Here is a 23,705-nt window from a genome sequence, read left to right on the forward strand (position 1 = left end):
CCGCGCCGCCGTCAGGCCGCCTTGGTCTTTGCCTTGCGTGAGAGATGGGCGACGACGTTCTCGATCATCCGCATGCCGGCATCGCCGCCAAGCGTCATGATCGATTCCGGGTGGAACTGCACCGCCGCGATCGGCTCCTTGGTGTGCTCGATACCCATGATCGTGCCGTCTTCGCTTTCCGCCGTGATCATGAATTCACGCGGCAGAGTCGATGGATCGGCGAAAATCGAGTGATAGCGGCCCACCGTCACTTCCTTGCCAAGGCCGGAGAAAACCAAACCAGGTTCAAGAATGCGGATACGCGACGGCTTGCCATGCATCGGCACTGCCAGATGGCGAAGCTCGCCGCCATAGGCTTCCGCCAATGCCTGCAGGCCGAGGCAGACGCCGAAGATCGGCAGGTTGCGCGCCCGCGCCTTCTTGATCGTCGCCTTGCAATCGAAGTCCTTCGGATTGCCGGGCCCCGGCGACAGCACGACGAGATCAGGATCCAGCCGGTCGAAGATTTCCTCCGGCACCGGTGTGCGCACGGTGGAGACCGTCGCCCCTGTCTGGCGGAAATAATTCGCCAACGTGTGCACGAAACTGTCTTCGTGGTCGACGAGCAGGATCTTGACGCCCTTGCCGACGACGGCAACGTCGCGGCTGACCTTGCCGGAGTTGCCGGCCTTGGCATCGCGGATGGCGGAAAGCATGGCGGAGGCCTTCAGTTCGGTTTCGGCTTCTTCTTCGTGCGGATCGGAATCGTTGAGCAAGGTCGCCCCTGCCCGGACTTCGGCGATGCCGTCCTTGATGCGCACGGTGCGCAGCGTCAGGCCAGTGTTCATGTCGCCGTTGAAGCCAACCATGCCGATCGCGCCGCCATACCAGGCGCGCGGGCTCTTCTCATGGCTTTCGATGAAGCGCATGGCCCAGAGTTTCGGCGCGCCGGTCACCGTCACGGCCCAGGCGTGGCTGAGGAAGCCGTCGAAGGCATCCATGTCGTCGCGAAGTCGGCCCTCGATGTGGTCGACGGTGTGGATGAGACGCGAATACATCTCGATCTGGCGGCGACCGATGACCTTGACCGAACCTGGCTCGCAGACGCGTGACTTGTCGTTGCGGTCGACGTCCGAGCACATCGTCAACTCGGACTCGTCCTTCTTGGAATTCAAGAGCTTCAGGATCTGCTCGCTGTCGGCGATCGGATCATCCCCGCGTTTGATCGTGCCCGAGATCGGGCAGGTTTCGATGCGGCGGCCCGACACTCGCACGAACATCTCAGGCGAAGCACCGACGAGATATTCCTGGTTGCCGAGATTGATGAAGAAGGAATAGGGCGACGGGTTGATCGCCTTCAGCCGCTTGGAAATGTCGGACGGCTTGCTGTCGCAGCGTTCCATGAATTTCTGGCCGGGAACCACTTCGAAGAGGTCGCCCTTGCGGAAGCTTTCCTTCGCCTTGACGACAAGATCGGCGTATTCGCCGGGGCGATGATCGCTCTTCGGTGGGATGGCATCCGTGCGCTGGAAGGGTTCGGCAGGAATGTCGCCCGCCTTGCCCTCGGTGGAAAGCCCGCCCTTTTCGAAATCGTAGCGGTCGATCCAGGCTTTGGCCGAGTAGTTGTCGACGACGAGGATCTCATCCGGCAGGTAGAGCACCATGTCGCGCTGGCCGGCCGGGCGCGTCAGCTTCAGATTGATCGCATCGAACTGGAAGGCAAGATCGTAGCCGAAGGCGCCATAGAGGCCGAGGCTCGCATCCGCCTTCGAATAGAAGAGATCGGTGACGGCGCGCAGCACCGTAAAGACGGTGGGGATCTTCGAGCGTTCTTCCTCGGTAAACGCGCGCTCCGGCGTCTTCACCGTTAGGTCGAGACGGCGTGCCGAGGTCGCACCGAGCACGAGGTCGGAAATTGTCTTCAAGCGCTCGGCGACAAAGGCGAGGATTACCGCACCACGCTCGTTGTAGGCTTCGATCCAAACCTGGCGGCCATTGCAGGAAATACCGAGCGGCGGATCGACGACGGCGGTGTCCCAACGTGTGTAACGGCCCGGATATTCGTAATTCGACGAGAAGACGGCACCGCGGCGCTCGTCGAGCTTGTCGATATAGGAGGAGACCGCATCGGCGTAAGGAATCGCGCGCCGCTGCCGGGTAACGGTGATACCGCCCCGGGTCTCGTAAATTTCCGCTCCGTCATCACGAAGGATCGTTACCATTGTTCCACTCCGTTATCGGGCCCGGATGACAGGCAGCCTTAAAAACAAAAAAGCCGCCTGGCGTTTTCCGGGCGGCTCATCGTCGTCTTTGGACACGATTGGTCGAGGCCGCCTCAGCGAGCCCACCACCAAACTGCAATATTCAAGGACGTGTTCATGGGCGAAATTGTTAGCGTGAGATCGGACCAAGCGCAAGAGCCGAAATCCGGGAATAAAAAGGGCGGCACAACGGCCGCCCTTCCCTCGCGTTAGAACCGCTGTACGAGCGAGATCTTGAACACCCGGCCAGGCTCCGAATAGAAGTCCAGCGGTTGCGCCGTATTGCTATTGCTTGGGACCGTCGTGTTGTTGAGGTCCTTAAGCGCAACGGCGTTGTAGTAGGTCTTATCGAACAGGTTGTAGATGCCGCCCTGGATACGCAGCCCCTTGGTCTGTTCCGGCTCCCACCAGGCCGTCAGATCGACAACGCCATAGCCAGGTGCGTCGAAGGTCCTGGTGTTGCCGTCACTGCGCATGCCGGCGGAGGTGACAAGCGACAGGTCCGTGCCCCAGGTTTCGCGCTGATAGCCGGCGCCGACAATTGCCTTGAGCGGCGCGACCGAGCGCAGATACTCGTTCGTGTCGGTGTCCTTGCCGTAGGCATAAGCAAGCGAGCCGTGGAGGTTGATGCCGTTGTCGAAGAGCTTATGTGCCTCCAATTCGACGCCCGATATCTGGACGCGATTTCGATTGAAATAGCTGGTCAGGCCCGCCGGATAGAGCGGATTGGCGAAGCTGGTCTCACTGTCGATGAAGTTCCGGTAGAGATTGTGGAACGCCGTGACGCGACCGCCCGTATCGCTATCACCGAAGTTCGCGCCGATCTCGAAACCGTTCGCCGTTTCCGGCTTCAGGTCGGGATTGCCGACGGTAGCGTAACCGAAGGCAGGGTTGGAGAAATCAAGATAGAGTTCATTGATGGTCGGCGCGCGGAAGGCCATTGACCATTGCGCAAAGAGTTCGACTGCGGGCGCGACCTGATAAGTTGCAAGCAGCTTCGGCGAGAAGCGCGAACCGTCGCTTCCATCAGGCAGGCCGTTGGCCGCAAAGCCCGGATTGTCTTCAAAGGCGGCCGTCTGCTTCGGGTCGTAGTCGTACCAGTCAAAGCGCAAACCGGGCGTGAGGGCAAAGCCGCTATTGCCGAAGGAGATCTTGTCATCGACGAAGAGGCCAAGGCGTGCTCCATCGACATCAGGAATATCAGCCTGGTCGGCATGAAGATTCGGGCATGAAAAGGCCTTCGCGGTAGCGCTGGCAGTTCCGAGAATGCAAGCGTCGAGGCCGTCGATGAAGGATGTCGCGTTGAAGAGCGAGACATCCCCGCCAATATTGACCTCGTGCTCAAATGTGCCCGTCGCAAAGCGGGACGTGAGGTTACCCGTCAAACCATAGTCGTTTTCCTGAATCTGGTTGTTGCGCAGCCAGGGGCCGGCGACGGTGCCGACGCGGGTACCCTCGGCACCTGCCTCACGGGTCAGACGCTGCCAGTAAAGGCTCATCCGTGCCGCATCAAAGGTCGAGTCAGCACTGGGCGCCTCGAACTGGTAATCCAACGAAACGCGTTCACGCCGATTGTCTTCCGTACCGTCATAGTCGCCGATCTTGTAGACTCGGGAAGAGCCGGTTGTTGCGCCCTGAAGGGTTTTCAGATCGGTCGTCGTATCGCGGCTGAAGCGTTCGGCGGTGATCCCAACCATGTGGCCGCCTTCCAGCTGCTGCCGCAGCTTGAAGAGCAGGTTGTTCTGGTCGTAGTCGGCCGGATTGGCCTCCGTGCGGGTCGGTCCGATGGTATCGACCTTGCCGTTGTTCTCGATCTCATGCCCCTTTCGATACGAGCCCTGGAACAGGACAGAGGTGTTGTTGATCTTCTTTGCAACAGCCAGAGAACCGCCAGCGCTGCGGTCGGTACCGTCATAGTCGAACTTGGTAACGCCGCCCCAATCACGGCCGGGCTCGATCAGATCCTCCGGCTCCAATGTGCGCAGGACAAATGCACCGGCGAGCGCGCCCGAACCGGCGCGGCTGGAGTCCGCACCGCGTACGACATCCAGCGTCGAAAGCGATTGGAAGTCGAAGGTATTCATGCCGCCGTCGGCGTTGGTGGTGTCCGTGATCGGGTTGGCGGCACGCGCAGCGTTCGACAGGAACGGGATCGGAACGCCATCCACCATCGTCGTAATGCGGGGACCACCAAGGCCGCGCAGGAAGGCACCGCCCTGCTTCGGCACATAGGTTACGCCCGGATCCACCGTGCGGCCAAAATCCGCAAGGTTGTTGACGTTCTTCTTGAGGATCGTTTCCTGCGTCGTCTGCGAGGCGAGCGGCGTGTCGGCAACGCTGCCGGGCTTAGCTGCAACGCGCTTGCCCTTGACCACGATCGGCTGCAGCACCGTGCTGTCGCCGGCAGACGCGGCGGGCTTCTCCGTCGTCTGTGCTAGTGAAATGGATGTAAGGCCGAGCGTGACGAATGCCGTGCAAGCCAAAAGAACCGAGCGCGAGTGCCGGACGATCATGAAAACAACCCCTTGAGAGAAATGTCACCGGGCTGGCTGGTCGTGGCGCGGTTGCGCTTTCGATGGGCTGGCTAGGCTTTCAGGCAAGATTTCTCGCCTTCTTTTCGCCGCATAAAAAACATGACTATAATTGTCAATATATCAGACCCGCGATATCTTGATTTAATAAGTCATATTTATACCGTAGCAATCAACGTTGCGAAATTGCAACGAAAACCGCATCCGCACGTTCTCTCCCCGGGGCGAACGTACAAGGGTGGATGTGTGAAGAAGATCATCGTGATACTGGCGGCGCTGAGCTGCATTGGCCTCCTGACCAACGCAGGCCTGCCGGAGAAAGGCCCTCGACCTGAAATCCGTCCGGGTAAATCAATTACAGCAGAACCCACGCCAGGACTTCCCCCTAAGCCCGAACCAAAACCGGAAAGGCCCGATACCGAAACGCCGCCGGTCACTCAGCCGCCTTCCGGCTCTTCTCCTCCGTTGGAAAAGCAGGGGCCGAAGCTCCCCTCCCAGCAGACGCTCGAGGAGCAACACCTGACAATCGCCCCCGAGAGCGATGCGGAACATTCTGAATGTGTGAAGGAGCTTCAGGCCCTTGGCGTCGTCTTCAAGGACATCTCGCGCATCGATGATGGCAACGGTTGCGGCATCGACAAGCCCATCAAGGTCACCGAGGTCCTTCCGGGCATCAAGATAAAACCGGATGCCGTCTTCCGATGCCCCGTGGCTCTCGGCCTCGCCCGCTGGATGAAGGAAAGTGTCATCCCGGCCGCCCGCGTTGCCGCGCCGGATCAGGGGAGCATAGTCGGCATCAACCAGGCATCATCCTACATCTGTCGCCTGCGCAATGGTGCCGAGACCGGCAAGGTGTCCGAGCATGCCCGCGGCAACGCGATCGACATCGCAAGTTTCAGCTTCGAAAAAGGGAAGGATATCGCCGTGCAGCCTCGCCGCGAGGATTCGACTCTGATCGGTGCCTTCCAGCGCACAGTCAGTTCCGCAGGCTGCCTCTTCTTCACGACAGTGCTGGATCCGGAAAGCGATGCAGCACACGAAACCCACTTCCACCTCGATGTCTTGGAACGCAAGGGCGGATATCGCTACTGTCATTAGCAAGCTTCGCCAATGTCCCTTATCGCGGCTCTCGGCCATCCGTCGACGTCAACTCACTTGTCCGAACGCCGCGTACAGACATAAGGCTTCTTGATGCAGGCTATCTTAGGCGTGGAGCAATTGGCCTTGGCGTCGACCACGGTACAGATCGAACATTGATCGTTGAACTCCACGCAGTCGGGATTGCCCTTCATGAAGTCGGCCATGCTTTGTTCGGTAGCAACCGACTCACCGGTCGCAGCGCTGCTTGCCATCACAGAAACAACTGCAGCCACGGCAAAAACGCAGCTTCGCCAATAGGCCGACATTATCGGTTCCAAATTGATAGGCTGGGACAATAAGCTCTCCCGTCCTTAATCGAAGATTAGAACAACCCTTCGATATACCCTTGATCGTTCAAGTAAATCCGCTCCGCCGACGGCGATCTCGGCAGGCCGGGCATGGTCATGATCTCGCCTGTGATGGCAACAACGAAGCCCGCGCCCGCCGATAGGCGAACTTCACGGACCGGCACGATATGCCCTTCCGGCGCACCCCGCAGGTTCGGATCGGTTGAGAAGGAGTACTGCGTCTTGGCCATGCAGACCGGCAGGTGTCCATAACCCTGCTCTTCCCAGGCAAGCAATTGGTCCCTCACCGCCTTGTCAGCGGTCACCTCTCCTGCGTGATAAATCTTCGAAGCGACGATCTCGATCTTCTCGAACAGGGAGACATCGTCGGGATAAAGCGGCTCGAATCTCGACTGTCCCGATTCCGCGAGCTCGACCACCTTGTAAGCAAGCTCCTCGATACCGGCAGAGCCCTCGGCCCAGTGCCGGCAGAGGATCGCTTCTGCCCCGAGGCGCGAGACATACTCCTTCACCGCAGCGATTTCCGCATCGGTGTCCGAGATAAAATGATTAATGGCAACGACAACCGGAACGCCGAACTTGCGAACGTTGGCGACATGGCGCCCGAGATTGGAGCAGCCCTTTCTCAGCGCAGCGACATTCTCCGTTCCGAGATCTTCCTTCTTTACACCGCCGTTCATCTTGAGCGCACGCACCGTCGCAACGATGACGGCGGCATCCGGCTTCAGTCCCGCCTTGCGGCACTTGATATCGAAGAATTTCTCGGCTCCGAGATCCGCGCCGAAGCCCGCCTCGGTCACGACATAGTCGCCAAGCTTCAACGCCGTTTTCGTCGCAATCACCGAGTTGCAGCCGTGGGCAATGTTGGCGAAGGGGCCGCCATGGACGAAGGCCGGATTGTTTTCCAGCGTCTGGACGAGGTTCGGCTGCATGGCGTCCTTCAGAAGAACCGCCATAGCCCCATCGGCCTTCAGGTCGCGGGCATAGACGGCCGACTTGTCGCGACGGTAGCCGATGATGATGTTGCCGAGGCGTTCTTCCAGATCCTCGAGGTCCTTGGCGAGGCAAAGAATGGCCATCACCTCGGAAGCGACCGTGATGTCGAAGCCGTTCTGCCGGGGAAAGCCGTTGGCCACACCACCCAGCGAAGAGACCATCTCGCGCAGCGCCCGATCGTTCATATCCATGACGCGCCGCCACGTGACGCGCCTGAGGTCAATATCCTGTTCGTTGCCCCAATAGATGTGATTGTCGACCATCGCTGCGAGCAAATTGTGGGCCGACGTGATCGCATGGAAATCACCGGTGAAATGCAGGTTGATGTCTTCCATCGGAATGACCTGGGCATAGCCGCCGCCCGCCGCCCCGCCCTTCACTCCGAAGCATGGCCCAAGCGAGGCCTCGCGGATGCAGACGATCGCCTTCTTGCCGATCCGGTTCAGCCCGTCGCCGAGACCGACGGTCGTTGTCGTCTTGCCCTCGCCTGCCGGGGTCGGATTGATTGCCGTGACGAGGATCAGCTTGCCGTCGGGCCTGTCTGCCTGCGCGGCAATGAATTGCGCGCTGAGCTTAGCCTTGTCATGCCCATAAGGCGCCAATTGCTCGGCCGGAATACCGAGCTTTGCACCGATCTCGAAGATCGGTCTCTTGTTCGCCGCGCGCGCGATCTCGATGTCGGACTTGTGTGCTGCCATCCCCGTTCCCCGGTTTTCTGCGCTCGATAGGCGCGGCCATATTGTTTCAACGGGATAGCGAAATATGCCGAGACTGTGAATAGCGCGCTGGTTGCCCAACGCTCATCCAAGCCGCTATCTGTCAGGCATTGATTCTAACATTGCGAGGACCGGACATGAAATCACTCGAACTGATTGTCGAGCGCATCATCCTTTCGAGCCGTTGGATACTCGTCGCCTTCTATCTCGGTCTCGCTCTTGCGCTCGCCGTGTACGCCGTGTCCTTCGGTTACAAATTCCTTAAGGTGGCCGGCGGCGTGTTTGTCCTCAACGAGGGGGAAATGATCCTGGCCATGCTCGGCCTGATTGACGCAGCGCTGGTCGCGAGCCTCATCGTTATGGTGATGATCTCCGGGTACGAGAACTTCGTCAGCCGCTTTGACGAGAGCGAAGAGGACGTCTCGTTCATTGGCAAGCTCGACGCCGGCAGCCTCAAGGTCAAGGTGGCCTCGTCGATTGTGGCAATTTCATCGATTCACCTCCTCCAGGTCTTCCTGAATGCCGAGCAATACACCGACAGCAAAATCATGTGGCTGACGGCAATGCATCTTGCGTTCGTCGTCTCCGCGGTGATGCTCGGTTTCCTCGAGCAGCTGACAAAAAAGGCCAAGGGTGAAGGACAAGATCTGATCGCCAAGTGATTCGAAGACGCTTTGCGCTATTCTCCGGCGAACCCGTGTGCTTTCCTGCGGCGTAGAAGAGGAACTCGATTGTGCCTGAAGTTGCGTTTTTGGAAAACAAAAACGCAACCATGGGACGATCCGCTGTGGTTAAAGTAATACATTTGAAATTAATCGCTGCGCGCCTTCCTGTTTCGCACTAGCAAATATATCAGTTTGCATATTCTATGGCGCTGATATGAAGGTAAGCAGGGACGCATCGATGTCTTACATGACTACCTTGGAAAGACAGTTGTCCCTGGCCACAGAGATTTCAGCTGTCAATACCAGGGCCGAATTCGCGCAAGTTCTTGTAAAGGTAGCCCGCGCCTACGGCTTCCGGCATATCACGCTGTTGCTCGCGCCCGCTCCTGAAAGCGTCCTCCTCAAGGCCCTGGTCATCGAAACGACGCTTCCGTCCGCATACTTCAATCAGTTCGACCGCGCCCGCATCATGCGTTTTCCAATGCTGGCAATGGGCATGAGCGAGTCGGCCCTGCCGCGCTCATGGAGCCTTCTGGACAGTTCCTCCGCCGAAATTTTCCCCAATGAGTTGAGCAAACTTCTGCATCACTTCGGCATACCGACAGGCGTTGCGGTGCCCGCCTACACTCGCGACGGCGAGCGCATCCTGTTTTGGCTGGCCGGCGACCGCCCACTGCTCGCGCAGACCGAGCTCAACGAACTCACCATTGCGATCCTCCATCTGCTCGACGCGTATCATCGCACGCAGCATTCGAAGCTTCCGGAACACACGCCCCTTTCCGCTCGCGAACGCGAGGTCGTCCGGTGGACGGCGCAGGGAAAAACGTCGATCGAGATCGGCCAGATCCTCTCGCTATCCGACCACACAGTGAATGCCTACATGACGAGCGCCATCAAGAAGCTCGACTGTGTGAACCGGACGCAGCTTGTCGCCAAGGCGATCCGTATGAAGCTGATCAACTAAGCAAGCGCTCAGCGATCGAGCACGGAGCGGACCTCGACGAGGTTCGACCGGACGCGGAGAATATAGAAGCCCATCGTTGCCAGATGGCTCGGCATAAGCCAGCCGTCTTCCCGGCCGTTAGAAATGATTGCCGGCTGGATCTTCAGTGCCGCCTGGAACTGTCTCATTGTTGCGCCAAAGATGGCGCCCAGATTGCGCTCCGCGATAACTTGAGAAAAGTCTGACTGTGCAGCCGCCAGGATGGCGTAATAAGCGTAAAGCTGACCATAGGCGAACCAGAAGCGATCGTCTGCACGTGTATCGAACCAGCCCCGATGATGGTTCTGCGAGCGGTCCGCGAGCACGTCGGAGGTACTGCCGAGATCGTTGGCGATGCGGTCGATGAACTGGATCAGGTTATCCGCCCGCCCATCGAAGACGGCGTTGCAGGCGGCGAGGTCGGTATTGAACTTGCGCAGGCTGTCGAGCGCCGAGCGATAATAGCTCGGCGTCGGTGTCTTCGGTCCGAACGGATCAAGGCCGAAGTACCAGCTGTACTCGTCGAATTGCAGGTTGCCGCGCGCCTTCTGCAGATCGTTATTGATCCCTGACGTCCCGCGGACGCGCCCGAGCGTATCGACGAGTTCGACCGAGGTGCGGCGAACCGCCTGGTTTACGCCCCGCTGGAACGACGCCTTGTTGTCGAGAAACGGCGTGTGATCCCAGTCGATGCCGAAGAAGCCGAGACGGTAGAGAAGCATGGAGGAGATCCACGCATTCTGGTTGACGTTGAAATCGGTCAGGTCGGCTGCGACATCGACGATCGCCGACCGCTGGCAAGTCTTGGCTGCCGCTCCGTCTGTTGACGGCAGCTCCTGGCCGGCAGGAACCTTGCGCTCGGAAAGTCTGTACTCATTTACGAAGGAGGGATTGAAGTTAGACCAGACCTGCGTCTGCCAAATGAAATAGCAATAGAGGACAGCAAGAAGCGCGATCAGACCAAGGATCGGCAAGCGGATCATCCAAGTCCGCTGAACGTACCAGCCGCGGGCAGCGATGAATGGCCAGAAAGCCCAGGCAAAGAAAACCCGCGCCCAGCGTCCGATTGTTCGGCCGATCAGCCTGAAAAAACCGGCGATCCGGTCGAGCATCGTCTTCTCCTTGATAAGCTTGGTCTACGCACTGACATATGCGCTCGCTCCAGGAAGAACAATATCGTGCTGATATTATTGTTTCTTCGGCCAGAAGCCAGGACGCAGAAAACGGAAGCGCAGTCGCCTGGAGATTTCCGTCGTATCGATGATCGGCACTGCGAAGCCCTCCTCCGGCTCCTGCCGGAAGGCTTCGAACTTGCTCGCGAAGACGGCGTCGGCGGCCCGCTTGCGCTGCTCCAATTCCTGTGGCGCCAGCATGTTGCGCTCAAACAATTCAATCGGACCGGCGATGGCGGGAAAGAGCTCCGCTGAAATCTGAACCTTCGATCCCGGGATGTCGGTGTCGACTTGCGCCTGATAGATCAGCAGCCGCTCTTCGGTGTCTATCAACATCTTGCGCCTGAGGGCGTTGCACTGGCCCACCTGGCTATTCAGCGCATCGACGAAGACCTGGAAGAGATTGATGAAGCGTTCGCGGCGCTGGCTCTCCTCGCGCATTCCGTGTTCCTCATCGGCAACGCGGTCGGCCTCCGCTTTCAGCGAGCGCCGCTCTTGTTCCATAAGCTCCCATTCGGCTCTGCTTCCGTATAGGCCGATCCTGCCCTGCGTCGTCAGTGCCTTAGCGTTCAATTCCCGGATGCGAAGGCGGGCGATGTCGATCTTTTCGACAAGCCGACGGCGCTGCTCGACGATGCCGATCAGCCCATGCTCACCCAGCTTGTGAAAGTCGATCGCAATCGTGCGGTAGATCGCGATGACACCTGCCGTGGCTTCGGACTTCACCAGCAGGTCGCGCAGCCGCTCCACGACAGGGGCTGCGCGCACGCGCGCGCTGTGGCGACGCCACATCCGCTGGCGCGAAAAACGACCGATCAATCTTTCGCCGGCGGTCAGGCCACGGAAACCATCGAGATCCGCCGAAATCTTGACCGTCAGCGTGTCGAGGACGAAGACGAGCTCCGCAAGGAGATTGGTCAAGCTCGCGCCGTTTGCGACAAACGCCTGGAAGCGGCCATTCTCGACCAGAAAGCGTTCGTCATCGACGGCAGCCGCCTGTCGTGCGAACTCGTTGATGAATTCGACGCAGACCTTGGCTTCAAGACGCAATTGCTCCACGAGTGCTCGCGCGGCTTCGAGCTGGGTATCGAAGGAGAAGGGCTTGCGCACCGGGCGGCTCCATGAATCGGTTATCGCGAACCTAGCGCATAAGCTGCCAAACCGGAATCACTTTGAGGACCGGTCACACCGCCGTGGCGAGCCATTCCCCGTTCACTGCATCATCCCAGTGACGCCGGCAGAGCGAGACGTATTTTTCGTTGCCGCCGACATCGATCTGTGCGCCTTCGCGCAGCACCTTTCCATTTGCGTCGAGACGCACCACCATCGTCGCCTTGCGTCCGCAATGGCAGATGGTCCGCACCTCACGCATCTCGTCGGCAATCGCCAGAAGCTCCTGGGATGCCGGGAAGAGTTGGCCCTGGAAATCAGTCCTCAGGCCATAAACCATGACGGGTATGTTCATGCGATCGACGACCCGGGCGAGTTGCCAGACCTGCTCGCGCGTCATGAAGTGAGCTTCATCGACAAAGACGCAGGCGATCGGCTCTCCCTCCTTGCCGAGTTCGCCGATCAAGGCCTGGAGGTCAGCTTCCGGTTCGAAGGCGACGGCGCTTGCCTGCAGGCCGATCCGAGACCCGATAATCCCCTTTCCAGCGCGCTCGTCGAAGGCCGCAATCAGCAGAACGACACGCATGCCGCGCTCCTCGTAGTTGTAGGCGGCTTGCAGCAGCATCGTCGACTTGCCGGCGTTCATGGTCGAGTAGTTGAAATAGAGTTTTGCCATCGTTTTCTCCGTCTTTCGCTTCTTGGAAGCTCGAAACCTCGAAGAAAAGTCCCTCATTCTGATAGTCACAGGAAATTCAGGACCAAAAATCGCCAAAAACCTTTGAAATCTCAGCGCTGGCGGAAAAATGACCCACGTCGCAATCGAGTACTGCAATGCGGCGCAAACGCGCTGAGGTCGCTTGTAAAACTCGGCTATTGGTGCTTGGCTTGGGAACGTAAGACTGGGAGTCTATAAATGAAAACGACAAGCGCATTCAGACTGATCACCGCCACCGCAGTTGCCGCTCTCTCTGTCGCAACCGCTGCATTCGCCGCAGATCCGGACAGTTGTTCCACCGTTCATTTTTCGGACGTCGGCTGGACTGACATCACGTCCACAACGGCGACTGCAGCAGTCGTGCTGAAGGGACTAGGCTATACCCCTGACGTCAAAGTTCTTTCCGTGCCGGTAACCTACCAATCGCTAAAGAACAAGGACATCGACATCTTCCTCGGCAACTGGATGCCGACACAGGAAAAAGACGTTCGCCCCTTCCTTGATGATAAATCGGTCGAATCCTTCGGACCGAATCTCGTCGGCGCAAAATACACATTGGCGACCAACGCCAAGGGCGCTGAGCTCGGCATCAAGGATTTCAAGGATATTGCAGCTCACAAGGATGACCTTGACGGCAAGATCTACGGCATCGAGCCCGGAAACGACGGTAACCGCCTCGTCATGGATCTGATCGAAAAGAACACCTTCGGCCTCAAGGGCATGGAAGTGGTCGAGTCTTCCGAACAGGGCATGCTGGCGCAGGTGGCTCGCTCCGAGAAGGAAGGCAAGCCCGTTGTCTTCCTCGGCTGGGAGCCGCATCCGATGAACGACAACTTCAAGCTGACCTATCTGACCGGTGGTGACGATGTCTTCGGGCCGGACTTCGGCGGCGCGAAGGTTTTCACCAACGTGCGCGCGGGCTATCTCAATGAGTGCCCGAACGTCGGTGCATTGCTCAAGAACATGGTTTTCTCCCTCGAGATGGAAAACCAGATCATGGGCAAGATCCTGAACGACGGCGATGAGCCGGAAAAGGCAGCGACAGAGTGGCTGAAGGCCAATCCTTCCGCGCTTGACCCCTGGCTTGCCGGCGTCAAGGCGCGCGATGACAGCGGCGATGGCCTCGCGGTCGTCAAGAAGAGCCTCGGCCTCTGATAACGACGAGCGGGGCGGCTCGCGCCGCCCCATCTCGCTATCGTCGCGAAATGTTGTTGTTCCCAATGGATAGGCGCTCCCTTGACCTGGCTCACCGACACTAAAATTCCCATCGGCTCCTGGGCGAAAGCCTTCGTGGACTGGCTGACCTCCAACGCCGATTGGTTTTTCAATCAGCTCGCCTTCATTCTGTCCCACGTCATCGACGGGCTGCTTTTCATTCTGCAGAAACCTCACCCACTAATCGTCATCCTCGGGATCGGGGCGATTGCCTACTGGCTCCGTCGCTCGATCGTCGTGGCGGTCTTCACCTGTCTTGGCCTCCTCTTCATCGTGAACCAGGGGTACTGGAAGGAGACGACGGAGACGCTGGCGCTGGTACTCGCCTCAACCTTTGTCAGCATGATCGTCGGCATTCCTCTTGGCATCGCCGCCGCGCGCCGCGCCTGGGTCTATTCCGCCCTGCGCCCGATCCTCGACTTGATGCAGACCATTCCGACATTCGTCTATCTCATTCCTGCACTTATCCTTTTCGGACTCGGCATGGTGCCGGGCTTGATCGCAACCGTGATCTTCGCAATCCCCGCCCCCATCCGCCTCACGCGCCTCGGTATCATCTCGACCCCTTCCTCCCTGGTGGAAGCGGCAGAATCTTTCGGCGCTACGCCGATGCAGGTGCTGCGCAAGGTCGAGCTGCCCTTTGCCATGCCACAGATCATGGCAGGCCTGACGCAGACGATCATGCTATCGTTGTCGATGGTGGTCATCGCCGCGCTTGTCGGCGCCGACGGCCTCGGCGTGCCGGTGGTTCGTGCACTCAATACGGTCAACGTCGCCAAGGGCTTCGAAGCGGGTCTCTGCATCGTCATCCTGGCCATCATTCTCGACCGAATGTTCCGCACTGCGGGTGAAGGAGAAGGCGTATGACTGCGGTCCGTTTCGACAACGTCAGCATCGTCTTCGGCGACAAGCCGGAAAACGCCTTGGTTTTGGCCGATCAGGGCAAGAACCGCGACGAGATCGGTGCTGCGACTGGTCTTGTTCTCGGCGTGGCGGATGCCTCGCTCTCCGTGCAGGAAGGCGAGATCCTCGTCCTCATGGGACTTTCTGGGTCCGGCAAGTCCACCCTTTTGCGGGCCGTAAACGGGCTGGCGCCCGTCGTGCGCGGCGAGGTTTCGGTCGCAACGCCAAACGGCCCCTGCAATCCCTACAAGACCACCGCCAAGGGCCTGCGCGACCTGCGCATGCACACCGTTTCCATGGTGTTTCAGCAGTTTGCCTTGCTGCCGTGGCGAACGGTCGCGGAAAATGTCGGCTTCGGCCTTGAGCTTGCGGGCATGCCCGAGGCCGAGCGCAAGAAGCGCGTGGGCGAACAGCTCGAACTGGTCAACCTGACCAAATGGGCGGACCGCAAGGTCAATGAATTGTCCGGCGGCATGCAGCAACGCGTTGGCCTCGCTCGTGCCTTCGCGACCGGTGCGCCGATCCTGCTGATGGACGAGCCGTTCTCGGCGCTCGATCCGCTTATCCGCACGCGCCTGCAGGACGAGCTTCTCGAGTTCCAGCGGCGGCTGAAGAAGACGATCCTCTTCGTCAGCCACGACCTGGATGAGGCCTTCCGCATCGGCAACCGCATCGCCATCATGGAGGGCGGGCGCATCATCCAATGCGGCACGCCGCAGGAGATCGTCAAAAACCCCGCCGACCAGTACGTCGCCGATTTCGTCCAGCACATGAATCCGATCAGCATGCTGACGGCCCAGGACGTAATGCAGCCAGGCCTCGGCCACGCCGCCGCTGGCGCAAGCGTCAGCGGCACTGCGCGCGCCGAGACGCCATTGATCGACATTCTCGATGCACTGTCGCGCCAGCCCGGCAGTATCGGGGTGGTGGAAAACGGCGCGATCATCGGTACCATTTCGGCCCAGGATATCGTTGAGGGTCTGACGCAGCATCGCCGCAAAGAAGAAGCTTGATCCGACCGTCCGCTTCGGTCAGAAAAGTGGACATGAAAGATCAAGCTTCCGTTCTCAGGGAAACGGACGGAGAAGCCCGCAAGCTCGCGCGCACGCTTCTCCGCTCCGCCCGTTATGCTGCAATCGCCGTCCTCGATCCCGAGACCGGCTTCCCATTTGCCAGCCGGGTACTTCTCGGCACCGACATCGATGGCGTTCCCGTCATTCTCGTGTCGGGCCTGTCGACGCATACCCGCGCGCTCGACGCCGATCGCCGTGCGTCGCTTCTGACGGGCGAGCCCGGCAAGGGCGATCCGCTGGCCTATCCGCGCTTGACGACCCAATGCCTTGCCGAACCGGTCGAGCGCGACAGCGTCATCCATGCCCGGATTCGCAGCCGCTTCCTCAACCGCCATGCCAAGGCAAAGCTCTATATCGATTTCCCGGATTTCCGCTTCCTCCGGCTGGTGCCGCAATCCGCGAGCCTGAATGGTGGGTTTGGTCGCGCCTATCTTCTTGATGGAGACGACCTGACGATTCGATCCCCCGGCAACGAGAACGTGGCGGCACAGGCCGATGCGATAGTGCAAGAATTACTAGGTACAAGCCCCGATCTCGCCGCCATGACCGCAGCGAGTTTGAAGGCCGGCAACGGCGGCGATTGGCGCATTTGTGGAGTGGACTGCGCCGGTTTCGATCTGATTTCGGGTGATTTGCTTCTGCGTTGCGAATTCGCTGCCGTCGCAGAGGACATCGAGGACGTTTATTTCCATATATCTAACATAAAATCCGCAATACCTGAAATTTAGCTATATACAATCTTGACGCCGTATTGATAGTTTTCGCCGTCCGGCATTGAGCGGGAACATGCGTTTTTGAAATTAGTTTCACATCGGGAAGAAGATATGGACACAATCGATTTAACCGCCAATGCGAATATTGCCGCTGCGCTCTTGTCCGCGATGGCAAACCCGAAAAGGCTTCTCATTCTCTGCAACCTCGTGAAGGGCGAAATCCCGGTCGGTGCGCTGGCGCAGGAGGTTGGCTTGAGCCAGTCCGCGCTGTCGCAGCACTTGTCAAAGCTGCGCGCCCAAAAACTGGTGAAGACGCGCCGCGACGCCCAGACGATCTACTACTCCAGCAACTCCGAGCCGGTCCTCAGGATCCTCGAAGCCCTCACCGACATCTACTCTGTTCAAAGCCAGGCAAAGTCCGCGGCGTAAGGACAAGCTGACATAATGTCAGCCGATAAGCCCCACTGCCGTGAAATGCATCCGGAATAGTGTGGCAACCTCATTTCAGCACGTTTACATACTTTTAGACCGGCAGCGATGCCGGTCTATTTTTTGCGCGTATCTCCGATGCAGCGGCCTGACGGCAATGTCAGCGGCTTGACGCCCGAAGAACCGCTGATAATTTGACCGGGCAGTAAAAAAACCGCATCAGCCAATACCGGGAACGGCCTCCGAAACGGCCATGGAGAGCAGCATGTCCAATCGCCTCAATACCACGCCAAACGACCTTCGGGCCTTTTGGATGCCCTTCACTGCGAACCGCCAGTTCAAGAAGGAGCCGCGTCTTTTCGTCAGCGCCAAGGACATGTACTACCAGACCCATGACGGCCGTCAGGTGCTCGACGGCACCGCCGGCCTCTGGTGCGTGAATGCTGGCCACTGCCGGCCGAAGATCACCGAAGCGATCCGCGAACAGGCTGGTGAGCTCGACTACGCGCCGGCCTTCCAGCTCGGCCACCCCAAGGCGTTCGAACTCGCGAACCGCCTCGTCGACATCGCGCCCGAAGGCATGGACCACGTTCTCTACACCAATTCGGGGTCTGAATCGGTCGAGACGGCGCTGAAGGTCGCCCTCGCCTACCATCGTGTGAAGGGGAACGGCTCGCGCTTCCGTCTGATCGGCCGCGAACGCGGCTATCATGGGGTCAACTTCGGTGGCATCTCCGTCGGCGGCATCGTTTCCAACCGCAAGATGTTCGGCACGCTGCTGACGGGCGTCGACCACATGCCCCACACACATCAGCCGGGCAAGAACGCCTTCACCCGCGGCCAGCCCGAGCATGGCGGCGACTTGGCGACCGAGCTCGAGCGCATCGTCACGCTACACGACGCTTCGACGATTGCCGCCGTCATCGTCGAGCCGATTGCCGGTTCGACCGGCGTGCTGATCCCGCCGAAGGGCTACCTGCAGAAGCTCCGCGAAATCTGCACCAAGCACGGCATCCTGTTGATCTTTGACGAAGTCATCACCGGCTTTGGCCGCCTCGGCGCGCCGTTCGCTGCCCAGTACTACGACGTCAAGCCGGACATGATCACCACCGCAAAGGGCCTGACCAACGGTGTGATTCCTATGGGCGCGGTCTTCGTGACTGCAGAGATCCATGACGCGTTCATGAGCGGCCCCGAGCACATGATCGAGTTCATGCACGGTTACACCTACTCCGGCAACCCGATCGCCTGCGCCGCAGCACTCGGCACGCTCGACACATACAAGGAAGAAGGCCTCCTGACCCGCGCCGCCGAGCTCTCGGATTACTGGGCCGACGGGCTGCACTCCCTGAAGGACTGCCCGAATGTCATCGACATCAGAAACACCGGTCTGATCGGCGCGATCGAGCTCGATCCGATCGCCGGCGAGCCGACCAAGCGCGCCTTTACCGCCTTCCTGAGGGCCTATGAGAAGGGCCTGTTGATCCGCACTACCGGCGACATCATCGCGCTCTCGCCGCCGCTCATCATCGAAAAGCACCACATCGACGAGCTCTTCGGAAAACTGCGCGAAATTTTGCAAAATAACATCTAAACGACGCGTTTTCGGGGCCTGCTTTTGTCAAATCAGGCAAAAGCGGGCCCTATTTCTTTATCTTCTTGCGAAATCGACGGTAAATTCCTAAGAAACTTGCAAAGCGTCCGTCGAAGCCAAATATGGAGGGCGGGTGTTTCGGCGCGCGGCTGCTCATCGTCTCTTGGCGCATCCCCCTGCAAGGGCTGTTGACGATCTGGGCTCGCCGCCGCGGCACTTAAATCGCGGGTTTTGATACCCACCCAAGGAGAAAGAAAATGAGTCTGAAGACTTTGTCGGCGGCCCTCGTCGCCTCGCTTGCCTTTGCGCCGCTCGCCCATGCTGACGTCACCATCGGCCTCATCGCGCCGCTGACTGGCCCCGTTGCCGCCTATGGCGATCAGGTGAAGAATGGCGCGCAGGCTGCTGTTGACGAGATCAACAAAAAGGGCGGCATCCTCGGCGAGAAAGTCATCCTCAAATATGCCGACGATGCCGGCGAACCCAAGCAGGGCGTTTCCGCTGCAAACCAGCTCGTCGGCGACGGTATCCGCTTCGTCGTCGGCCCGGTCACCTCGGGCGTCGCGATCCCGGCTTCCGACGTTCTTGCTGAGAACGGCGTGCTGATGGTCACCCCGACGGCAACCGCACCAGACCTCACCAAGCGTGGCCTCGCCAACGTCCTGCGCACCTGCGGTCGCGACGACCAGCAGGCCGAAGTCGCCGCCAACTACGTCCTGAAGAACTTCAAGGACAAGCGCGTTGCGATCATCAACGACAAGGGCGCCTACGGTAAGGGCCTGGCCGATTCATTCAAGGCCACACTGAATGCTGGCGGCATCAAGGAAGTGCTCGACGACTCCCTGACCCCTGGCGACAAGGATTTCAGCGCGCTGACCACCCGTCTGAAGGCCGAGAACGTCGATGTCGTCTATTTCGGCGGCTATCACCCGGAAGGCGGCCTGCTGGCCCGCCAGCTGCATGACCTGTCCGTCAAGGCCGTCATCATCGGCGGCGACGGCCTCTCGAACAGCGAGTTCTGGAACATCGGTACCGACGCAGCCGGCGGCACGATCTTCACCAATGCCATGGATGCGACCAAGAGCCCGGATTCGCAGGCAGCTGCCGATGCGCTGAAGGCCAAGGGCATCCCGGCCGAAGCCTTCACGCTCAACGCCTACGCCGCAGTCGAAGTCCTGAAGGCAGGTATCGAGAAGGCTGGCAGCGCTGAGGATTCCGAAGCAGTCGCCAAGGCGCTGAAGGGCGGCGAAGCGATCCCGACGGCAATCGGCAAGCTGACCTACGGCGAAACCGGCGACCTGACTTCGCAGAGTTTCGCGCTCTACAAGTGGGAAGCTGGCAAGATCGTTCCGGCCGAATAAGCCTTCGATCTCCCGATTTCGATCGCCGGGCGTCCCTCTGGGGCGCCCGGTTTTCGTTTGTGGACCGGCCGACAAAGCCGATCTCGCTTTGTCAGACACATGGGCTATAACTGGTGAAACGCCAGCACGAGGATGCCATGACCGCCAAGCTCGAACGCCTTATCGACCAAGGGACGGGCCGCCTGCCCGCCGACATCGTTCTGAAAGGCGGACGCTTCTTCGACCTCGTGACCGGAGAACTGGTGGCATCCGATGTCGCGATCGCACAGGATCGTATCGTCGGCACGTGCGGCAGCTACGACGGCGAAACCGAGATCGATATCTCGGGCAAGATCGTGGTGCCGGGCTTCATCGATACGCATCTCCACATCGAGTCTTCGCTGGTGACGCCGCACGAATTCGACCGCTGCGTCCTGCCCTATGGCGTAACGACAGTCATCTGCGACCCGCACGAGATTGCAAATGTTCTCGGCACCGAAGGCATTCAGTATTTCCTCGATTCGTCCCTCGAAACGATCATGGACATCCGTGTCCAACTCTCCTCCTGCGTGCCCGCCACGCATCTGGAAACATCGGGCGCAGATCTGCCGATCGAACGTCTCCTTCCATTTCGCCATCATCCGAAGGTCATCGGCCTCGCCGAGTTCATGAACTTCCCCGGTGTGATCCACAAGGATCCCATCTGCATGGCCAAGCTCGATGCCTTCCAGGGGCAGCATATCGACGGCCACGCCCCCCTGCTCTCGGGCAATGACCTGAATGGCTACCTCTCCGCCGGCATCCGCACCGAGCATGAATGCACCAGTGCTGCCGAAGCGCTAGAAAAGATGCGCAAGGGCATGCATATCCTCGTGCGCGAGGGTTCCGTGTCGAAGGATCTGGCGGCCCTGATGCCCATCATCACCGAGCGCCTGTCGCCGTACCTCGCCCTTTGCACTGATGACCGCAATCCCCTCGACATCGCCGAGCAAGGCCATCTCGACTACATGATCCGGACCGCGATCAAGAACGGCGTTGAGCCGCTGGCCATTTATCGCGCCGCGTCGATCTCGGCTGCCCGTGCCTTCGGCCTGAGGGACCGCGGTCTCGTAGCCCCCGGCTGGCGTGCAGACCTCGTGGTCATCGACAGCCTTGAAAACTGCCGCGCAGATCTCGTCTTTGCCGGTGGGCGCCAAGTGACCCCAGAGCTTTTCGCCACGCGCAAGCCCGTCGAACCGGTCGGCCTTGATAGCGTCAAGGCCCGGCCCGTCAACGCCGCGCACTTCGGCGTTCCCGTCGCCGACGGCGAAACCCCTGTGATCGGCGTCACGCCCGGCAAGATCATCACCGAACATCGCCGCTACCGGCTACCGGTGAAGGGCAACCAGACTGACGTCGATCTCGGCAATGACATCATCAAGGTCGCCGTCATCGAGCGGCACGGCAAGAACGGCAACCATGCCAATGGTTTCGTCCAGGGCTTCGGCCTGAAGAAAGGTGCGATCGCCTCGACCGTCGGGCATGACAGTCACAACATCTGCGTCGTCGGCGTCAGCGAGGATGACATGGCCCTCGCCGCCAATCGCCTCGGCGAAATCAACGGCGGCTTCGTTGTCGTCGAGGATGGCAAGGTCACCGGCGAGATCGCCCTGCCCATTGCCGGCCTGATGAGCCTCGAGACCTACGAGACGGTGCGCGACACGCTCCACCATCTACGCAAGGCCGCCTACGCGCTCGGCACGACGCTTGAGGAACCCTTCCTGCAGGTGGCCTTCCTGCCGCTCCCGGTCATTCCGCACCTGAAGATCTCGGATCGCGGAATGGTGGACGTCGACAAGTTCGCCCTCATCGGGTGAGCGTCTAGCCAGCCACCCGTGCGCAGAATGCATCGAGTGCGGCCAGCTTGATTGGACCGGTTCCGGCTGCCGCCGCGAAGCCCGGCATCGCCAGCCGTTCTCCGATCACCATTCCGGCCGGCGGGATGAACTGCGCGGGCTTGCGCGTCAGGTTGAAGACGAAGAGCAGCTTCTCGCTTCCCTTGCTGCGCGTGAAGGCGAGAAGGTCCTGATTGGTACCGATGAATTCCATAGTGCCATTGAGCAAAGCCGGGTGGCTTTTCCGGAAATTGAGCGTCTGCCGGTAGTGGTGCAACACGGAATTCGGATCGCTCTCCTGCGTATCGACGGAAAGCGCCGCCTGCTCATAAGGCACCGGCAACCATGACTTCTCGGCGCTCGTAAAGCCGGCATGCGCCTTGGCAGCCTCCCAGGGCATCGGAGTGCGGCATCCGTCACGTCCCTTGAACGCCGGCCAGAAGCGGATGCCATAGGGATCACGCAGATCCTCGAAGGCGAGCTCGGCCTCGGGAAGCCCAAGTTCTTCTCCTTGGTAGAGGCAGATCGAGCCGCGCAGCGTCGCCAGCACAGACATGGCGAGCTTGGCGATCACGGGCCGCTCTGCTGCCGTCTTGGCAAAGCGGCTCAGATGACGGTTGACGTCGTGGTTCGAGAACGCCCAGCATACCCACCCATCGGCAACCGATTTCTGGAAGGCATCGACGCAGTTTCGAATATGCGTCGCGGTAAAGTCCGGTCCGAGCAGGTCGAAGGTGTAGCACATGTTCAGCTTGTCGCCGCCGCCCGTATAGGCGGCGACGGTCTTCAGCGAGCGGGCACCGTCGCCGACCTCGCCGACCGTCGCGCGCGCCTCGTAGCGATCAAGCAGCGCCCGGAACCGCCGGAGGAAGCCGACATTCTCCGGCTGCGTCTTGTCGTAGAGGTGGTTCTGCATGCCGTACGGGTTGGTATCCGGCGCATCGAGACCGGTATCGCTCTCATCGGGCGCATGCGGAGGGTTGTCGCGAAGCAGCCTGTCGCAGAAGTAATAATTGACAGTGTCGAGGCGGAAGCCGTCGACGCCGCGGTCGAGCCAGAACTTCACGGTGGCAAGCACGGCATCCTGAACCTCCGGACTGTGGAAGTTGAGATCCGGCTGCGAGGTCAGGAAGTTATGCTGGTAATACTGCCGGCGCACGCCGTCCCATTCCCATCCTGGTCCACCGAAGATCGAGAGCCAGTTGTTGGGGGCCGTCCCATCCCGTTTCGGGTCCGCCCACACATACCAGTCCGCCTTGGGATTGGTCCGGCTCGAGCGGCTTTCGACAAACCAGGGATGAACATCGGAGGTATGGGAAATGACCTGATCGATGATGATCTTGAGGCCGAGCCCATGGGCGGCCGCCATCATTTCATCGAAATCATCAAGCGTGCCAAAGATCGGGTCGACATCGCAATAATCCGAAACATCGTAACCCATGTCGGCCATGGGTGACTTGAAGAACGGCGACAGCCAGATCGCATCTACGCCAAGGTTGGCGATATAGGGCAATCTCCGGGTAATGCCCTTCAGGTCTCCGAGACCATCTCCGTTGGTATCCTGAAAGGATCGCGGATAGACCTGATAAATGACAGCACCCCGCCACCAGTCCGCCGTCTTGCCTGCAACCGACATCAGCCAATCATCTCCCGCATCACGCAATCATGCCAAGACTAAAGCGGGCGCGCCAAAAAACAACCTTCAGCCGGGATCCGTCGCACATCCAAGTTTCTGCATTCGGCGCTTTATCTTGTCGCGGCGCTTGATGTCCTTGCTCGGTAGCTTGCCGCCCACGGAGTTGCGCTCCTGAATGGCGAGTGTCTGGCAATCCATCTTTCGGCCCTTGCCTCCGCCGCGTGCGAAAGCGGGAATAGCTGAGAGGGATAGTCCCGCGACAAGTGAAATGGCGATCAGAGAAACTGGGATCTTCTGCATGAACATATCCCCATAGCTACGCGGGTCATTATGCGCCCCGTCCACACGGTCAA

Annotated in this window: 20 protein-coding genes; 11 read left to right on the plus strand and 9 right to left on the minus strand. The window is 59.7% G+C overall.

Annotation, left to right across the window (positions count from 1 at the left end; all coding sequences use genetic code 11):
* Window positions 1-11: 11 nt before the first annotated feature.
* Together RHIBUN_RS0116840 and RHIBUN_RS0116845 are read right to left on the minus strand one after the other, a co-directional pair.
* Entirely contained in the window at window positions 12-2,201 is a 2,190-nt protein-coding gene (locus RHIBUN_RS0116840) for an anthranilate synthase (RefSeq protein WP_025660415.1), read from the minus strand.
* A 248-nt stretch (window positions 2,202-2,449) separates the two neighbouring features.
* Entirely contained in the window at window positions 2,450-4,753 is a 2,304-nt protein-coding gene (locus tag RHIBUN_RS0116845; protein WP_018857578.1) for a TonB-dependent hemoglobin/transferrin/lactoferrin family receptor, read from the minus strand.
* A 264-nt stretch (window positions 4,754-5,017) separates the two neighbouring features.
* Here RHIBUN_RS0116845 and RHIBUN_RS0116850 point away from each other — a divergent pair, with 264 nt between their 5' ends.
* Window positions 5,018-5,869 (plus strand): extensin family protein, encoded by an 852-nt coding sequence (locus RHIBUN_RS0116850; protein WP_018857577.1) that lies wholly within the window; start codon window positions 5,018-5,020, stop codon window positions 5,867-5,869.
* A 53-nt stretch (window positions 5,870-5,922) separates the two neighbouring features.
* Here the strand turns inward: RHIBUN_RS0116850 and RHIBUN_RS0116855 are convergent, their stop codons facing one another.
* On the minus strand, window positions 5,923-6,177 hold the full coding sequence (locus tag RHIBUN_RS0116855; RefSeq protein WP_025660416.1) for a hypothetical protein: 255 nt from the start codon (window positions 6,175-6,177) through the stop codon (window positions 5,923-5,925).
* Between the two features lie 56 nt (window positions 6,178-6,233).
* Window positions 6,234-7,913, minus strand: a complete 1,680-nt coding sequence (locus RHIBUN_RS0116860) for a formate--tetrahydrofolate ligase (protein WP_025660417.1) — start codon at window positions 7,911-7,913, stop codon at window positions 6,234-6,236.
* Between the two features lie 155 nt (window positions 7,914-8,068).
* Between RHIBUN_RS0116860 and RHIBUN_RS0116865 the strand changes: the two genes are divergently transcribed.
* Both RHIBUN_RS0116865 and RHIBUN_RS0116870 read left to right on the plus strand, forming a co-directional pair.
* Window positions 8,069-8,593, plus strand: a complete 525-nt coding sequence (locus RHIBUN_RS0116865; RefSeq protein ID WP_018857574.1) for a TIGR00645 family protein — start codon at window positions 8,069-8,071, stop codon at window positions 8,591-8,593.
* Between the two features lie 241 nt (window positions 8,594-8,834).
* Window positions 8,835-9,560, plus strand: coding sequence for a LuxR family transcriptional regulator (locus tag RHIBUN_RS0116870; RefSeq protein ID WP_025660418.1), 726 nt, complete (start codon window positions 8,835-8,837; stop codon window positions 9,558-9,560).
* 8 nt (window positions 9,561-9,568) lie between these two features.
* Here RHIBUN_RS0116870 and RHIBUN_RS0116875 read toward each other — a convergent pair whose 3' ends face one another.
* From RHIBUN_RS0116875 to RHIBUN_RS0116885, 3 genes are all read right to left on the minus strand, one after another.
* Window positions 9,569-10,690 (minus strand): DUF2333 family protein, encoded by a 1,122-nt coding sequence (locus RHIBUN_RS0116875; RefSeq protein WP_025660419.1) that lies wholly within the window; start codon window positions 10,688-10,690, stop codon window positions 9,569-9,571.
* Between the two features lie 75 nt (window positions 10,691-10,765).
* The gene (locus RHIBUN_RS0116880; protein WP_025660420.1) at window positions 10,766-11,860 is read right to left on the minus strand and encodes a hypothetical protein; all 1,095 of its coding nucleotides are present in this window, start codon (window positions 11,858-11,860) and stop codon (window positions 10,766-10,768) included.
* 73 nt (window positions 11,861-11,933) lie between these two features.
* Window positions 11,934-12,536, minus strand: a complete 603-nt coding sequence (locus RHIBUN_RS0116885) for a thymidine kinase (RefSeq protein WP_025660421.1) — start codon at window positions 12,534-12,536, stop codon at window positions 11,934-11,936.
* A gap of 237 nt (window positions 12,537-12,773) precedes the next feature.
* On the opposite strand from RHIBUN_RS0116885, the gene RHIBUN_RS0116890 reads away from it, so the two are divergent.
* From RHIBUN_RS0116890 to ade, 8 genes are all read left to right on the plus strand, one after another.
* Entirely contained in the window at window positions 12,774-13,730 is a 957-nt protein-coding gene (locus RHIBUN_RS0116890) for a choline ABC transporter substrate-binding protein (protein WP_025660422.1), read from the plus strand.
* An 81-nt stretch (window positions 13,731-13,811) separates the two neighbouring features.
* Window positions 13,812-14,657, plus strand: a complete 846-nt coding sequence (gene choW / locus RHIBUN_RS0116895) for a choline ABC transporter permease subunit (RefSeq protein WP_018857568.1) — start codon at window positions 13,812-13,814, stop codon at window positions 14,655-14,657.
* Window positions 14,654-15,706 carry a choline ABC transporter ATP-binding protein gene (gene choV / locus RHIBUN_RS0116900; protein ID WP_018857567.1) on the plus strand — a complete coding sequence of 351 codons (1,053 nt, stop codon included), beginning with the start codon at window positions 14,654-14,656 and terminating at the stop codon, window positions 15,704-15,706. The genes choW and choV overlap by 4 nt, the downstream gene beginning before the upstream one ends.
* Before the next feature lie 32 nt (window positions 15,707-15,738).
* Window positions 15,739-16,494: a pyridoxamine 5'-phosphate oxidase family protein gene (locus RHIBUN_RS0116905; RefSeq protein ID WP_025660423.1), complete on the plus strand. Its 756-nt coding sequence runs from the start codon at window positions 15,739-15,741 to the stop codon at window positions 16,492-16,494.
* Window positions 16,495-16,590: 96 nt separating this feature from the next.
* The gene (locus RHIBUN_RS0116910) at window positions 16,591-16,908 is read left to right on the plus strand and encodes a metalloregulator ArsR/SmtB family transcription factor (RefSeq protein WP_025660424.1); all 318 of its coding nucleotides are present in this window, start codon (window positions 16,591-16,593) and stop codon (window positions 16,906-16,908) included.
* 265 nt (window positions 16,909-17,173) lie between these two features.
* On the plus strand, window positions 17,174-18,502 hold the full coding sequence (locus RHIBUN_RS0116915) for an aspartate aminotransferase family protein (protein WP_025660425.1): 1,329 nt from the start codon (window positions 17,174-17,176) through the stop codon (window positions 18,500-18,502).
* 257 nt (window positions 18,503-18,759) lie between these two features.
* On the plus strand, window positions 18,760-19,863 hold the full coding sequence (locus RHIBUN_RS0116920; RefSeq protein WP_018857563.1) for a branched-chain amino acid ABC transporter substrate-binding protein: 1,104 nt from the start codon (window positions 18,760-18,762) through the stop codon (window positions 19,861-19,863).
* A 137-nt stretch (window positions 19,864-20,000) separates the two neighbouring features.
* Window positions 20,001-21,698, plus strand: a complete 1,698-nt coding sequence (gene ade, locus RHIBUN_RS0116925; protein ID WP_025660426.1) for an adenine deaminase — start codon at window positions 20,001-20,003, stop codon at window positions 21,696-21,698.
* Between the two features lie 4 nt (window positions 21,699-21,702).
* Here ade and RHIBUN_RS0116930 read toward each other — a convergent pair whose 3' ends face one another.
* Window positions 21,703-23,352: an alpha-glucosidase gene (locus RHIBUN_RS0116930; RefSeq protein ID WP_025660427.1), complete on the minus strand. Its 1,650-nt coding sequence runs from the start codon at window positions 23,350-23,352 to the stop codon at window positions 21,703-21,705.
* 66 nt (window positions 23,353-23,418) lie between these two features.
* Window positions 23,419-23,652 (minus strand): hypothetical protein, encoded by a 234-nt coding sequence (locus RHIBUN_RS0116935; RefSeq protein ID WP_025660428.1) that lies wholly within the window; start codon window positions 23,650-23,652, stop codon window positions 23,419-23,421.
* Window positions 23,653-23,705 lie beyond the last annotated feature (53 nt).

Origin of the sequence: Rhizobium sp. IBUN (genome assembly GCF_000510625.1) — a bacterium.
GTDB classification, from domain to species: domain Bacteria; phylum Pseudomonadota; class Alphaproteobacteria; order Rhizobiales; family Rhizobiaceae; genus Rhizobium; species Rhizobium altiplani.

What these genes read in the sequence shown, in the direction of transcription:
- RHIBUN_RS0116840 (WP_025660415.1), bottom strand. Translation starts at nt 2,201, where the DNA reads ATGGTAACGATCCTTCGTGATGACGGAGCGGAAATTTACGAGACCCGG.
- RHIBUN_RS0116845 (WP_018857578.1), bottom strand. Translation starts at nt 4,753, where the DNA reads ATGATCGTCCGGCACTCGCGCTCGGTTCTTTTGGCTTGCACGGCATTC.
- RHIBUN_RS0116855 (WP_025660416.1), bottom strand. Translation starts at nt 6,177, where the DNA reads ATGTCGGCCTATTGGCGAAGCTGCGTTTTTGCCGTGGCTGCAGTTGTT.
- RHIBUN_RS0116860 (WP_025660417.1), bottom strand. Translation starts at nt 7,913, where the DNA reads ATGGCAGCACACAAGTCCGACATCGAGATCGCGCGCGCGGCGAACAAG.
- RHIBUN_RS0116865 (WP_018857574.1), top strand. Translation starts at nt 8,069, where the DNA reads ATGAAATCACTCGAACTGATTGTCGAGCGCATCATCCTTTCGAGCCGT.
- RHIBUN_RS0116870 (WP_025660418.1), top strand. Translation starts at nt 8,835, where the DNA reads ATGTCTTACATGACTACCTTGGAAAGACAGTTGTCCCTGGCCACAGAG.
- RHIBUN_RS0116875 (WP_025660419.1), bottom strand. Translation starts at nt 10,690, where the DNA reads ATGCTCGACCGGATCGCCGGTTTTTTCAGGCTGATCGGCCGAACAATC.
- RHIBUN_RS0116885 (WP_025660421.1), bottom strand. Translation starts at nt 12,536, where the DNA reads ATGGCAAAACTCTATTTCAACTACTCGACCATGAACGCCGGCAAGTCG.
- RHIBUN_RS0116890 (WP_025660422.1), top strand. Translation starts at nt 12,774, where the DNA reads ATGAAAACGACAAGCGCATTCAGACTGATCACCGCCACCGCAGTTGCC.
- choV (WP_018857567.1), top strand. Translation starts at nt 14,654, where the DNA reads ATGACTGCGGTCCGTTTCGACAACGTCAGCATCGTCTTCGGCGACAAG.
- RHIBUN_RS0116905 (WP_025660423.1), top strand. Translation starts at nt 15,739, where the DNA reads ATGAAAGATCAAGCTTCCGTTCTCAGGGAAACGGACGGAGAAGCCCGC.
- RHIBUN_RS0116910 (WP_025660424.1), top strand. Translation starts at nt 16,591, where the DNA reads ATGGACACAATCGATTTAACCGCCAATGCGAATATTGCCGCTGCGCTC.
- RHIBUN_RS0116915 (WP_025660425.1), top strand. Translation starts at nt 17,174, where the DNA reads ATGTCCAATCGCCTCAATACCACGCCAAACGACCTTCGGGCCTTTTGG.
- RHIBUN_RS0116920 (WP_018857563.1), top strand. Translation starts at nt 18,760, where the DNA reads ATGAGTCTGAAGACTTTGTCGGCGGCCCTCGTCGCCTCGCTTGCCTTT.
- ade (WP_025660426.1), top strand. Translation starts at nt 20,001, where the DNA reads ATGACCGCCAAGCTCGAACGCCTTATCGACCAAGGGACGGGCCGCCTG.
- RHIBUN_RS0116930 (WP_025660427.1), bottom strand. Translation starts at nt 23,352, where the DNA reads ATGTCGGTTGCAGGCAAGACGGCGGACTGGTGGCGGGGTGCTGTCATT.
- RHIBUN_RS0116935 (WP_025660428.1), bottom strand. Translation starts at nt 23,652, where the DNA reads ATGCAGAAGATCCCAGTTTCTCTGATCGCCATTTCACTTGTCGCGGGA.